The organism is Thalassoglobus sp. (genome assembly GCF_048270125.1).
GTDB lineage: Bacteria > Planctomycetota > Planctomycetia > Planctomycetales > Planctomycetaceae > Thalassoglobus.
This window is the reverse complement of sequence record NZ_JBLWTN010000011.1, coordinates 127,260-140,982: the sequence shown is the minus strand read 5'-3', so window position 1 is coordinate 140,982 and position 13,723 is coordinate 127,260. Positions and strand designations below refer to the sequence as shown.

At 50.0% G+C, this 13,723-nt stretch carries 13 protein-coding genes; 3 read left to right on the top strand and 10 right to left on the bottom strand.

Going from position 1 to position 13,723, the window contains the following annotated elements:
- Positions 1–84: 84 nt before the first annotated feature.
- From ACN0YR_RS14420 to ACN0YR_RS14405, 4 genes are all read right to left on the bottom strand, one after another.
- On the bottom strand, positions 85–1,068 hold the full coding sequence (locus ACN0YR_RS14420; protein ID WP_417849940.1) for an MDR/zinc-dependent alcohol dehydrogenase-like family protein: 984 nt from the start codon (positions 1,066–1,068) through the stop codon (positions 85–87).
- Positions 1,065–1,733 (bottom strand): TVP38/TMEM64 family protein, encoded by a 669-nt coding sequence (locus ACN0YR_RS14415; protein WP_417849939.1) that lies wholly within the window; start codon positions 1,731–1,733, stop codon positions 1,065–1,067. Before ACN0YR_RS14415 ends, ACN0YR_RS14420 begins: the two co-directional genes overlap by 4 nt.
- A gap of 204 nt (positions 1,734–1,937) precedes the next feature.
- Positions 1,938–2,720, bottom strand: coding sequence for a class I SAM-dependent methyltransferase (locus tag ACN0YR_RS14410; protein ID WP_417849938.1), 783 nt, complete (start codon positions 2,718–2,720; stop codon positions 1,938–1,940).
- Positions 2,721–2,944: 224 nt separating this feature from the next.
- Positions 2,945–4,498: a serine/threonine protein kinase gene (locus ACN0YR_RS14405; RefSeq protein WP_417849937.1), complete on the bottom strand. Its 1,554-nt coding sequence runs from the start codon at positions 4,496–4,498 to the stop codon at positions 2,945–2,947.
- 613 nt (positions 4,499–5,111) lie between these two features.
- Here ACN0YR_RS14405 and ACN0YR_RS14400 point away from each other — a divergent pair.
- The 3 genes from ACN0YR_RS14400 (at position 5,112) to ACN0YR_RS14390 (ending at position 7,499) form a co-directional block, all read left to right on the top strand.
- Entirely contained in the window at positions 5,112–5,948 is an 837-nt protein-coding gene (locus ACN0YR_RS14400; RefSeq protein ID WP_417849936.1) for a purine-nucleoside phosphorylase, read from the top strand.
- A gap of 223 nt (positions 5,949–6,171) precedes the next feature.
- Positions 6,172–6,921: an MBL fold metallo-hydrolase gene (locus tag ACN0YR_RS14395; protein WP_417849935.1), complete on the top strand. Its 750-nt coding sequence runs from the start codon at positions 6,172–6,174 to the stop codon at positions 6,919–6,921.
- Positions 6,918–7,499 (top strand): AAA family ATPase, encoded by a 582-nt coding sequence (locus tag ACN0YR_RS14390; protein WP_417849934.1) that lies wholly within the window; start codon positions 6,918–6,920, stop codon positions 7,497–7,499. The genes ACN0YR_RS14395 and ACN0YR_RS14390 overlap by 4 nt, the downstream gene beginning before the upstream one ends.
- A gap of 358 nt (positions 7,500–7,857) precedes the next feature.
- Here ACN0YR_RS14390 and fabF read toward each other — a convergent pair whose 3' ends face one another.
- The 6 genes from fabF to ACN0YR_RS14360 all read right to left on the bottom strand — a co-directional run bounded on the left by fabF (position 7,858) and on the right by ACN0YR_RS14360 (position 13,718).
- On the bottom strand, positions 7,858–9,099 hold the full coding sequence (gene fabF, locus ACN0YR_RS14385; protein WP_417849933.1) for a beta-ketoacyl-ACP synthase II: 1,242 nt from the start codon (positions 9,097–9,099) through the stop codon (positions 7,858–7,860).
- A 3-nt stretch (positions 9,100–9,102) separates the two neighbouring features.
- Complete coding sequence (gene acpP / locus ACN0YR_RS14380) at positions 9,103–9,333, bottom strand: acyl carrier protein (protein ID WP_145196508.1); 231 nt, start codon at positions 9,331–9,333, stop codon at positions 9,103–9,105.
- Positions 9,334–9,630: 297 nt separating this feature from the next.
- Positions 9,631–10,539: an ACP S-malonyltransferase gene (fabD, locus tag ACN0YR_RS14375; RefSeq protein ID WP_417849932.1), complete on the bottom strand. Its 909-nt coding sequence runs from the start codon at positions 10,537–10,539 to the stop codon at positions 9,631–9,633.
- 74 nt (positions 10,540–10,613) lie between these two features.
- Positions 10,614–11,621, bottom strand: coding sequence for a phosphate acyltransferase PlsX (gene plsX, locus ACN0YR_RS14370; protein WP_417849931.1), 1,008 nt, complete (start codon positions 11,619–11,621; stop codon positions 10,614–10,616).
- Between the two features lie 6 nt (positions 11,622–11,627).
- Positions 11,628–11,807: a 50S ribosomal protein L32 gene (gene rpmF / locus ACN0YR_RS14365; protein WP_145196504.1), complete on the bottom strand. Its 180-nt coding sequence runs from the start codon at positions 11,805–11,807 to the stop codon at positions 11,628–11,630.
- A 318-nt stretch (positions 11,808–12,125) separates the two neighbouring features.
- A complete protein-coding gene (locus tag ACN0YR_RS14360) occupies positions 12,126–13,718 on the bottom strand; it encodes a DUF1549 and DUF1553 domain-containing protein (RefSeq protein WP_417849930.1) in 1,593 nt (530 codons plus the stop codon).
- Positions 13,719–13,723 lie beyond the last annotated feature (5 nt).

The window sequence follows — 13,723 nt, the reverse complement described above, 5'->3', positions numbered from 1 at the left end:
AACGCCCACTTGCCACCCAATTCAAAAAACAACCAACGCCAAACCCCACAAGCCAGAAAACGCGTGCGCAATGCAGGCTAGCACTTACTCTGCGCCATTGTCCTCTTTGTCATTGGCATTGTCTTTTACTGTGAGAATCACCTTCAACTGATCTTTCTGTTGAGCGACCTGAAATGCCTTGATGGACTCTTCAATGGGAAAACGTGAAGTGACTAAGCTGTCGACGTCAATTTCGCTCGCAGCGAGTGCTTCAATTGCCATAGGAAACGGACCACAGCGAGAGCCAACCAGATTCAGTTCATCAATCACGATCGGGGCCAAGTTTGGGCTATGATCTCCAGCATAGGTTGATTTCAGAACAATTGTCCCGCGCGGTTTGATGAGGCGATAGGCAGTCGCCAGCCCTGACGGCGAGCCGGTGCAGTCCACGACGAGGTCGGAAAATCTGGTTTCGCTCACTTCGCTTAAGAGTTCGGTATCGATGCCGAGTTTTGTCAGGCGTTCGAGTTTCTCGGGGTGTTTCCCAATCACCAGTGGAGACTTCTTATACCCTTGAAGAACTTGTGCACAAAGGTTCCCGAGTCGACCGTCACCAAGAACGATGACGTTCTGAAAATCGCTCAAGTCGAGCTGAGCCGGGATTTGAAAAGCGGCGGCTAACGGTTCGACGAAGACAGCCTGGTCGTCGCTGACTGAATCCGGAATCGGATGCAAATTTTCTTCCGGAACCCAAACGCGCTCGGCGAAGGCCCCATCGTGATTTAATATTCCAATCACGGTTCGATTCGGGCAATGATTCGGATTGCTCTGAGCACAGCATTCACAATCGCCACATGCACAGTTGATCTCTCCGGCAACTCGCCGCCTCTGGTACTTTCCGGACTTGGCAATCCCGACAAACTCGTGCCCCAAAACTCCCGCAAACCCCATATACCCTTGAATCAATTGCAGGTCGGTTTCGCAGATTCCGGCCTGAAGAACTTCGACTTCAACGGCAGACTCAATTGGGACAGGTTCGTAGTTCGGCTCGTAGCGAAGCTGAGAATCCTGCAGGAGAGTAGCTTTCATGGTTTTACTCTTGACGTTGTCGAATCAGAAAATAATGAGTGCAATTGCCGTCGAACAAGCCATGTTAGCAGCAACGGAAAGAACATCGATGCCAGCACGACATAAAATGTGATGTCGCGTTCAACGGACCAATACCCAATCGCAGAATACGCCGCAGCGATGACCAGATTACTCAGGGATAACGGAAGAAGTAATTGTGTCCAAGGAAGTCGCAGCGAACCGAGCAACAATATCGACGCCTCAGCCAATATCGGAAGTGGCCGAGCGACGGCAATGATCCACAGGGAAATCTTTTTGTTCAGCCGTTCGAGTGACTCCAAATCTTCAGCTTTCGAAAACTTCGAAACCAGTCGCGGACCGAGAATTCGGGCTCCCCAAAAACCTGACAGTGAACCGAGCATCATTCCGACCCAGGAAGCGACAGTCGCCGGGATGAACCCGAGAACCGCTCCACCGTATGTACTCACCGCACTCGAAGGAATCGGGATCGCGATATCAACTGCAAGCAGCCCAACGATGAGTGAAAATCGCTGAAAATCTGACCAGTCCGAGGTAAACCAGTTTTTGATTTGCTCCTCGAACGATTCACCTAATATCAAAAATGGAATGGCAGCGACGACCGCAAACAGAAAGGAGAGTATGAACAGTTTGCGGAAATGGTGCATTTTTCAGAATCAGGATTTAACAGCGGGAACAAGACATCGAACCCCGAGTGATACAGAATAATTCGGAAGGAACACGAGCGGTTTTGTGCAACCAGAAAACAGAGAACTCAAGTTGAGACTCAAGCTTCAGAGTTTCTCGATTGCTCTTCGATCCGTCCCCCTTTGCCCAGCAACCGCATGTTCATATCACTTCTGTTGTGACCTCTATCGTTTTCTGAGGATGTAGACGACGTCTTCGGAGGTCTCGTCGATTTCGATGGTAGTTTCCATTTCATAGCAAAAATCATGGACGGCTGCGATTTCGAGTTCGGGAACTCGAGCGAGAAGCGTTGCCATTTGTTTGGCGGTATAGGTGCGATAATTCATTTCGTCCTGAATCTGCTGATGGCTCGTCGGCGTGTAGATGTCGAGATTCATTCCCAGTTTTTCGTTACGCCCTTTCAAGTCGAGTTCTTTGCACCACATGTGCGAATTGACTTGTAAGTTACCTCGCCGGGCGACCCACGATTCATTTTCCATGCGTGGCCCATCGGTCGGAATCAAATGAACGCCAAGAATGTAGAGCCCCCCTTTTGTCAGACCGTCCGCCATGCACTGAAAATGACTCGTCGCCTGCTTTTCCGTTTCAAGATGGCGGAAGCTGTTAATCATGTTGAAGGCCCCATGGAATTTTTTCTTCACTTTGAAATCACTCATATCTCCCACCACGGCTGACTCATCAAAGCCATACCGCTTCAACCGATCATTGCAATACTTGATCGCATGAGGATTCAAGTCGTTCCCAGCGACGACATACCCTCGCTGTGCCAACTTGATCAGCAGCCGCCCCGTTCCGCAGGCAGGCTCAAAGAGTCGTTGAACTTTGACCTTGGAATATTCTTGAAAACATTGTTCCAGGAAGTCGCACTCGGCTTTCCAGTCGAAGCCAAAGAGGAGGTCGTAATACTTCGGGAAGTCGTACAGACTCCCTTCAATCACATCAGTCATTGTATTTTGAACTTGAGTTGTTTGAGAACTTGATAAATCAACATGCCTGTATGCTGATCAAAGATTCGGGAAACAGGATTTCGCCCGGAGTATTCATGAGCCGTCTGTCGTGAGAGCAAATCCAATATTGGTCTTTAATGTTCTGACTTTGGCGAGCAGTCTATGAAGTCACGAAAGTAAACGACACGGGCACGACAAGCATTGTCAATAAATATAAACGCAGCTTACGTTGCTGGCTTTTGCTTTTCTTCGAGTTGTTGAATCATCTCGCGAATATCTTCGACACGTTGCTCCCAACTGCCAGAAATATGCTCCTGGATTTCTGAATCCAGTTGACTGAGCGTCGCGCTTGGGGCTCGATATTCACCATCGATCGCACTTAAGTAGGCTTCACCGATTTGGGCTTTGGCTTTTTCTGCCGGGCCATATTGAGTTTTCAGAATTCGCAACTGCTCACGTGCTTCAGCATGACGCGAAGAGTTCCTGAGGTACATCATCGCAAGTTGCTCATGAGCTTTCGGAGTCCAAACCTTATCGGTCGGGAATCGATGAATGACCGCCTTAAATGCGTCTTCATCATCATACCGGAGCATTGCATGCTTGTACTGCTCGCGTGCGGTATCCTTCTTTGGAATTGAACTGTCAATCGCATCGGGATCGACTTCAGCTACAGACTTCTGCATCACGAAGCCCATTCCCGCACTACACAAAGCGACAAGCAGGCAAAGCAGCGGCAAGACCAGCGCAGGCTTTTTAACCGGGAATGAAGAATTGGTATTCTCAGGAGATCCAACCAGATGATCAACGGTCTCTCCGGTCTTGAGTGCTTTGGCAATCTTGCGAACGTCTAACAAGACAGCCTGTGCACTGTCGTAGCGATCTTCCGGTTTTTTGGAAGTCATCCGGGCGATCACCTTGCAGAGTGCCACCGGAAGGTCAGAGCGAATTTCCTGAAGAGGCTTTGGCGGTTCGTGCAAATGTTTCACCGCGACGCTCACGGCGTTCTCCCCCTCGAACGGCGGACGACCAGCGAGCATGTGGTAACAGGTAATCCCAAAGGAATAGATATCGCTGCGCTGATCCAGTTTTTTCCCGTTGACCTGCTCGGGACTCATATAGAGCGGAGTCCCCATGGTGACGCCTTCTTGCGTCAGGTTTTGTTCGCCGCCCTGAAGTTGTGCCAAACCGAAGTCAGCAACTTTTGCCTCACCCTTTCGATTCAGCATGATGTTTTCAGGCTTGATATCCCGATGGACAATCCCCCGCTCATTCGCAACTTGTAATGCAGAGGCAACTTGCCGCATGATGGCCAGCGCCACGTTGACTTCCAACGCCCCTTTTTTCTGAATAAAACTTTTCAGGGTTTGCCCCTGCACATACTCCTGAGCAATAAAATACTGACCGTTTCGCTCTCCGACTGTGTAGACCTGAACAATATTGGGATGGTTCAGCCCGGCTGCCGCTTTTGCTTCTGTTTGAAATCGGGCAACGTATGTGTGATCTTCAGTCAGTGTCGGGCGGAGAAGCTTCAAGGCGACATTCCGCTTGAGAGATTCCTGCTCTGCCAACCAAACCTCTGCCATTCCCCCTTTGCCCAACTTGCGAATGAGCCGGAAATCTCCAAGAACTGTATCCGTTTGCGGAAGCCCTTTTTCCTGGGGGTTCTTAGGGACAGGCATCGCTGCGGTCTCCTCACTTCCTGGCTGCGTTTCTTTTACAGGGTTGGAGTCTGAGTGATTCGATTCATCCTCAGGGAGCTTCGACTTGGAGTCGGTCATTCGAGCGCTCTTCAAAACAACTTGTGGTTCCACCTCGTGGAAGAATGAATTCTCTGTGACAACAACCGCGTTTCGCGAATGTGTGATCGAGCAGAACGCTCTCGCATCCTTCCAAACGAGTTTCAGAAAGTTCTACGATATCATGGCAAAGATGCGGATGAGAGGAAAGGTTGGGTCCTCATTTACACATCAATTTTTTCTCCTGTAACATCTTGAGGAAGAAACCCTTAGAACCGACCTGAAAATCGAAACCTTGCTTTCGATGCACTGAAAAGTTCTTCAGAACAGAGGTTTCCAGAGAGGGACTCAATCATTCTGCCGACATTGAATAGAGACGGATTGTTCGATAACCTGTACCGCTTCTACGCAAATGACGTCGTAGACTCAGACTACAGAAATTGAGTCCGGCGACTTGATCGATGACTCTGCTTAGAGAACATAAAGAGGTAACTGCAATGGTTTTGCGCCCACGTACGAAATTGAAAAAAGCACGAAAAACGAAGCGATGCCCCAAATGTGGTGCAATGGTCGGAAACAAAGGGAAACTCGTTCGCTGTAAAAAGTGTGCGAAAAAACTGCTTTGATTCGATCAATTTTGATGTGAGAAGCCCTGATGCTCGAACTTTTTAATCAAATTCAAGAAGCCTGCACAACGATTCGTTCAAAGTGGGACAAAGTTCCACATGCAGGAATCGTCCTTGGAACCGGATTAGGGGGATTCTCCGGGGAAATCGATATTGAAGCGGAATTCGATTACGAAGAGATTCCACATTTCCTCAAATCGACAGCGACCAGCCACCGAGGCCGGTTGATCTGTGGAGAGTTATGTGGAATCCCTGTGATGGCGATGGAAGGTCGGCATCACATGTACGAAGGATATCCCCTCAAACAGGTAACTCTCCCCATTCGAGTCTTCAAAGAGATGGGGGCATCTCTACTAATTGGTTCAAATGCTGTGGGAGGGCTCAACCCCTTCTACCAGTGTGGAGACATTATGGTCATTGATGACCATATTAATCTCATGGGGGACAACCCTCTGATCGGGATCAACGACGACCGACTCGGTCCACGTTTCCCCGATATGAGCGCCCCTTACGACCAGAAGCTGGGTGATTTTGCTCTGGAAATCGCTCGGAAAGAGAACTTTGCCGCTCACAAGGGAGTTTTTGTCGGTATCGCCGGGCCGAATCTCGAAACACGAGCTGAATACCGATTCTTACGACAGATCGGCTCTGACGCAGTCGGGATGTCAACCATTCCCGAGGTGATAGTGGCCGTTCATGCGGGGCTTCGCACCATCGCATTATCTGTCATCACCGACATGTGCTTCCCCGACGCCTTGAAGCCTGCCTGCGTGGAAGAAATCATCGCCATTGCCAATGAAGCGGAACCAAAGCTGCGAGTGATTGTCAAAGGTATTTTGAAACACGACGCTGAAAATGCCAGCTAGAGCATCTTTCGAATTGGTTTGCAGGTTCTGCCTCGTGGCGAACAGCATTTTTACTAAAAAATGCGTCCTTCACGGGCACGACAAGCATTGAAAATGCCCTGATTGACTAGAGGACAACGATCTCACTGGTGACACACGTTCTCCACGAGTACACGGTCGAGCAAGCTGCTCTAGTCAAATTGTTGTAACAAGACGTGCAAAACTCGATGTAACGAGCGGTCTGATGCGAGTCGAATTCCTGGGAACGGGTGGCTTCCACCCAAGTGAACAACGTCACACAGCCTGCCTGATGCTCCCTGAACTCGGGCTGATCTTCGATGCCGGTACGAGCGCATTTCGAGTCGAAAAGCACGTTGAAACAACTTCGCTCGACCTCTTCCTCTCACATGCTCACCTCGATCATATTTGCGGGCTGACCTACCTCATCACACTGCCACTACTCGGAAAAGTTGAGCAGATACGACTTCACGCCCGTACTGAGATTCTGGACGCAGTGAAAATTCAGCTCTTTTCCGAGCAGGTCTTTCCGGTCCCCCCGCCGTTCAAATTTTGTGAAATTCAAGACGAGGGAGAACTCCGACTTCCCTCCGGTCAGAAACTCGAATGGATGAAACTGAATAGCCATCCCGGAGGATCAACTGCGTTCAAGCTACACTTGGACGAGGGAGTTTTCGCATACGTGACCGATACGACTGTAGACGGATCGTACACCGATTTTATCAGGGGAGCCGAAACACTCGTCCATGAGTGCTACTTCCCAGATTCTAAATCTGACTGGGCCAATCAAACCGGACACACACACTCTACTGCCCTGGCAACGTTGGCGAAGGAAGCCCAGGTGGGAAGGTTGATCATCGTGCACACCGACCCCCTAGATAAGACCGGCGACCCGATTGGAATAGAAGAAATGCGGGCCATCTTTCCCGACATCGTAATCGCAGAGGACAAGACATCTCTCGAGTTGGGCAAATGAAAGCCCGTGAGAACCCGTTTCGTGTCGATCGCGTCCACGCCCTCCCCTTTCAGTTCGAAAACGAGTCCTTTGACCTCTTTTACTTGAGGCTAAAAGCAGCTCACTTCCGAGGAGCCATTATTGGACCACATGGCACGGGCAAAACGACTCTATTGAACGAGGTTCAAAACCAACTGCAGCAAGCGGGAATTCCGCACAAAGCCCTCCGTTTAATGGACGACGGACGAGACTGTAATAAAGACCGAATTCAAAAATGGCTCGAATCCTCCAGCGAAGAGATGGTCCTGATTCTCGATAGCGCAGGTCTATTAAATTACTGGGACTGGCAGCGTGTGAAGCGAAAAGCGAAAGGATACGCAGGCTTGTTAATCACCGCACACAAACCGGGGCGACTCCCCACATTGATCGAGCTTCAACCGAGTGTGCAAACGTTAATTCATCTCGTCAGAAAATTAGAGCCAGAACAGAGCATCCCTGACGACAGGCTCCAAGAACTCTATCGAGCCTGCAACGGAAACCTACGAGATTGCTTTCGCAAACTTTACGACGAGTATGCAAAAGGAACGAGCAAGAATTGAATCACCGAATGCTCGAGACGCTCAACAATTCACAGTATGACGGAATTCATGAAACGCTGAATACACGACAAGTGTGATATGGAGTGCTCTGAACGGGTGTTCGCACTCTGCTTCGTGACGAACAGACCAAGCTGCCGCGAAGAAAACCTCTACAGGTCCGGCAAATATTAAAACGCTTTAGAGCAGCTTGCTCTACCGTTTGCCCGTAAAGAACGCATTTCTCTAGTAAAAATACTGCTCGCCACGAGGCAGAACCTGCAAACCAATTCGAAAGATGCTTTAGAACTGGCCTCAAAACTTGCTGTTCACTTCTCCGGCACAGAGAAAGGTTGCAATTCCATAGCTTTTGAGACTGCTTCTAAACTTTCCCGAGAATCAAGCAGGCGTTATGACCACCGAAACCGAAACTATTGGTCATCACGCGTTGAATCGGCATGCTGCGAGCTTCGTTTGGAATATAATCCAAGTCGCATGCAGGGTCAGGATTGTCGAGGTTGATCGTCGGTGGAGCGACTTGATCGCGAATTGCTAAAGCAGAAATCACGAACTCCACACCGCCTGAAGCCCCCAGTAAATGCCCCAGCTGACTTTTTGTACTGGAGACTGCAAACTTATGGGCATGATCGCCATAGACAGATTTCAACGCGTAAGTTTCCGCCTTGTCTCCCAACGGTGTACTTGTCCCGTGAGCGTTCACATACTGAATTGCATCGGGATTTAACCCGGCATCTTTCAATGAACCAGACATTGCACGAGCTGCTCCGCGACCTTCAGGATCAGGTGCAGTCATGTGACTGCCATCCGCTGACATCCCGTAGCCGAGCACTTCTGCGATGATATTTGCACCACGCGCCTTAGCGTGTTCGTATTCTTCCAGGATCGCGATCCCGGCTCCCTCAGCCATCACGAAACCATCTCGTCCCTGGTCAAACGGACGGCTGGCAGATTCAGGATCTTCATTGCGGGTCGACAGAGCCTGCATTCGAGCGAAACCGGAAAGCCCCATTGGGGTCAACGCAGCTTCACTACCACCAGTCACCATGACATTCGCTTGTCCATGCTGAATGAGCCGGTAAGCGTCTCCAATTGCATTGGTCGCTGAGGCACAAGCAGTTGCAACTGCACTGTTTGGCCCTTTCAGCTTCCAACGCACCGAGATATTCCCGCTGGCGGCGTTGACCATCAGCTTAGGAATCATCAACGGCGACACACGAGTTGGGCCACGATCGAACAAAACGGAATGTTGTTGTTCGATTTCGTTGAGACCACCGATTCCACTGCCGACGAGAACTCCGTGTGTATACGGATCGCCAGCCGTGAAGTCGATTCCTGCGTCGTTAATCGCTTTTTGCGCAGCCGCCATTCCAAACTGGACAAAGCGATCCAATCTACGGACCTCCTTCTCCAGCAAGTCCATATGTTCGACGAGGTTGAAGTTTTGAACTTCCCCGCCGAACTTAACCTTGAAATTGGAACAGTCGAAGCGGCGGATTGTACTCACACCACTTTTAGCTGCACAGATTTGATCCCAGAACTCGGAGACTTCGCAACCGAGTGAGGTAACGACTCCCAAGCCTGTGACGACAACTCGCTTGAGCATAGTTTAAGCGCTTTCCCGCTGTTTGATATAATCGATGGCATCGCCAACGGTTTTGAGCGTTTCGTAATCCTCGTCTGGGATCGTTACGCCGAATTCTTCTTCAAACTTCATTCCTAACTCGACCAGGTCGAGCGAATCAGCTTGAAGGTCATCGATGAAATTACTTTCTTTGGTAATTTCATCCTCGGAAACGCTCAATTGTTCACTCACAATTGCAATTACTTTTTCGTCCACGTCTTGCTCCTTCTGGAATGATCGACACCGTCTGTGGTGCCTCCATTTTCACATGACCTGCAAATTATTTCCGCAGGCCGAATGAAGATATAGCGGCTTTTGAACAGTGTGTAAACGTCAATGCGAAAGGTCCCACTTTGGAACCGGATTTAAATGATTTCTGGTGTCCTGACGGACCTGTATGAGTACTTATCTCTGAGTCTCAAGAAGCTTTGCTGGCCTGCTCATCAAGCATTTATGAAGAAATCAATCCAGCCTGAATGAATCATGAGCACTGAATGCTACTGGAGACAACTCTTATGAATCGTTGATGACAGTACAGGGAATTTTACGCTGAATTCGCTTTAATAACCCGGCCAGAACGCGACCTGGACCGATTTCATAAAACTCATCTATTCCTTGATCCAACATCGAACGAATCGAATCTTCCCAGCGAACCGGGCTGATGACCTGACGGACAAGTACGTCTTTCAGGTCACTTGGGTCTGTATGAGTGCTGGCATCGACATTGGAGATCACCGGAATTTCCGGAGTCTTCATCTCGACTTTCGATAACGCATCACGGAGCCGATCATCTGCCGGCTGCATAATCTTCGTATGAAACGCCCCTGCGACAGCCAACGGAACCACACGGGCTTCGGCTGCCTCAGCAATCTCCAGAACCTTTTCAATCGCGGCATTGCTGCCCGACAAAACAAGGTTCCCAGGGCAGAGATAGTTTGCGATTTCGACGACACCGGCAGCTTGTGCCTGATCGCGAATTTTTTCAACTTCAGGCAAGTCGAGCAGCAGCACACTCGCCATTCCTGAGGGAGTGGCATCTGCGGCGTCTTGCATCGCCTGACCACGCTTTTGAACGACTTTCAGACCATCCTCGAAGCTCATTGCTCCAGAAAAAACCAATGCTGTATATTCACCCAAGCTCAGGCCAGCAGCCATTTCACAGCCTAAGACAACATCAGGAGCATCAACTCGAAGTTTTTCCAAAGCCGCCAAGCTCGTCACAAAGATCGCAGGCTGGCTAATGACAGTTGAGTCGAGTTCTTCCGATGGACCTTCAAAACAGAGACGACGAAGGTCATACCCGAGGATTTCATTGGCCTGATCGAACAAAGCATCGGCAGCGGGATACTGCTCGACAAGTTGCTTGCCCATGCCAATATGTTGCGCTCCCTGACCAGGGAAAAGAAATCCGATTCGGCTCATCACTCCGTTCCAATTTGAGACGACAACTGTTGCCTTGCAGGCAAACCTGTCAGCCTTCCATAACTTTTATCGACTCACGAACTCGCTGCTGTTTGCGCTGCGAGAGCCTCTACAATGTGCTGATTAACGTTTCGATTCTTAAACGTCATTGCGGTGTGGAGTGCGTTGCGAATTGATCGTGCGTCACTCGAACCGTGGCTGATCATGCAAACACCATCAATGCCTAGCAATGGTGCTCCACCATACTCATTGTATTCAAAACTTCTTCCGACACGCCCGAACGCTTGCTCGGCAGTCGTCTTTTCTCCGTTCAACGCCCCGAGAACCTGATGGGCCACTTTTTCCATCATCATCGAGGCCATCCCTTCGCTCACCTTCAGGACGACGTTTCCGACAAATCCGTCACAGATGATGACGTCGGCTTCACCTTGATAAAGCCCTCGCCCCTCGACATTTCCAATATAATTTTGGGCAACCGGACCGCGAAGAACCAGGTCGTGCGCCTCTTTTATCAGAGGAGTCCCTTTACCGTCCTCACTTCCGATGTTCATTAACCCGACACGCGGAGATTCTATCTCAAGAATTTCGCGAGCAAAAATGGACCCCATCAATGCGTACTGGGCAAGATGCTCAGGACGGGCTCCCGGGTTGGCACCGACATCCATCAGCACGGAGCGCCCAGAAATCGTGGGCAGGACCACCGCAATACCAGGACGTTTGACACCTTTGAGAAACAGCCGAGTCCGTAATCCTGCCCCAATGACACCACCGGTGTTCCCGGCACTGACAATTGCTTCGACTTCGCCGCCTGCCATCATCTTCCAGCAAACCGCAATCGAACAATTTGGCTTTTGGCGCAACGCATCTGTTGGCTTTTCTTCCATGCCAACAAATCCGTCAGCATGAACCACAGTGAGTCGTTCACCTGAGTAGCCGGATTTCTCAACCAATGAATCAACAGTGGGCGCGTCCCCGACCAAAAAGACTTCCAGGTCTGAAGATGTTTCGAGGGCTTCAATGGCACCGCTAATATTAATCAACGGAGCTTCATCGCCACCCATCGCGTCCAGAGCGATTTTCATCGTTCGTTAATCCTCGGTTTCAACCATGGTTCGCCCGTGGTAATTACCACAATTTGGGCAAACCACGTGTGAAGGAACAGCTGTCCCACACTGTGGGCAATACTGTAACTTCATTGGCTTCAATGCGTTATGGCTACGCTTTTTGCGTGACCGTGATTTTGAATGTCTACGTTTGGGAACAGCCATGAGCCGCATCCCCTTATGCTGTAAGGAGTTCCGATACAAAAATATGACAGGTCAGCCATTCTGCCTGCCATTTTTCAGAGATCGCGTATCGTAAGGCAGCTTGGGAATTTATGTCAAGGAACGTGACCATCTTCATGGCGATGATTTCGTACTCAATCTCACGAGAAATCTCAGAATTCCCTCAGAACTATTCCTGAACCCTGTTTTTGGCCTCTGAAACGTACAAAAATCTTCTTTGGAACAGTTTACAATTAGTGTCAGAAATTTACATTTTTTGACAGCCAGCACTCGAAAATCGTTTGCCGCCTCACCCGCCAATCAATGATTTAACAAAAATTCGCTGCTGTTTAGTAACACCCAGAAAATATCTGCGTAGCTTTCAGGGCGGCTCCCATCAACCTGGTTCGATTTGATATGCTCGAGCATCTTTTGCTGCTCAATTTTTGAGGGTAGCCGACTCAGGGTCGATAAATACATCGCCTCGACTCGTTGCTCGTCCCTGAAGAACGGAGAATCGATGATGGCGGCCAGCGTGCGACTATCGACGATGTCCGTGGCATTACCAACAAAGTCGCCATTCATCAGTGCCAGAGCCTGTAAAATTGTTGACGCCCGATCAGGAGCCGACTCCGGCTGGTTCCCAAACATTGTAATAAAATCTTGTCGTGCCTGATCGTTATTAAAATTGAGCGGTTGCTCCGGATCGAACGGCTGGCGATACCCCGTGGCGACAGCGAGACTGTCAAAGATCTGCTCAGCAGTCATCCCCCGGACAGGCATACGAGCAAAGAGCGTCGGTTCCTCCTGCGAGGAATCAGTCTGCCGACTACTTAACTGATAGGTTTTCGAACCGGTTATCGCCCGAATAAGAAATTTGAAATCGAAATCATTGGCAACAAATGCCTCAGCCAGTTCGTCTAAGAGTTCTGGATGACTTGCTGGATTATTAGAGCTGAAGTCGTCCATCGGCTCCACAAGTCCGATCCCAAAGTGGTACGACCAGATTCTGTTGACCGCAGCCTTGGCGAAGTAAGGATTCTCGGGAGAGACAATCCATTTTGCCAACACGGACCGGCCTCGCGGCTCCCCCTCAGAGATTGCAGCTTGTTGATTGAGAAATGTCGCTCCAACGACACGCTCCAGTTCCGGAATCTTGATCGTTCCGGGCGGTTCCTTCCGTGTGATCATCTCCTGACCGGGAATCTGGGTGGCAGGGATATCCGTGAAGAAAGCTGCATATTTCCAGAATTGATCCTGCTTCCAGCTATCAAATGGATGATCGTGACATTGAGCACAATCGAGGCGAATCCCAAGAAACAGCCGTGAAGTCGCCGCAGCAAGTCGTTCCGGTTTGGATTCCTTGGCCTGATAGAATGCGACCGGAGTTGACTGATTGAGTTGGTTCAAGCCAATCATTGCTTGCTGGTCAAACGGAAGCGTGAGCATTTCCTCAACGATTTCCGCAAAGTTCCGATTCTCCGCAACTCGTGAACGTAACCATGATTCGAACCCCGGAAGAGCGACACGGATTTGCTGGTCGGCATCCGCTTCGGGGATCATCGCTGCCCGCCAGAGATTTGTATAATGGATGATATAAGAGGGACTCGCCAGAAGATCTTCGACCAGTTGTTGCCGCTTATCAAGAGAGTCGTCTGCCAAGAAATCGCGCACAGCCGAAGCATGCGGGATCTTCCCAGTCACGTCGAGGTAAACACGCCGCATGAATTCGGCATCGTCAGCGACGGGAGCGGGGGTGACCTTTTCGCTTTTCCAGCGGGCTGAGATTCGTTGATCGATCAGCGATGATAAGCTTTTGGGATCTGTCGTCGCTTCGGCATGAAGAACTGAGGACGCGAGCAGGCAAAGAAGAAAGCAGGAAAAGGCATGCACCGCAGCGCGTCTTTTCAGCATGAAGA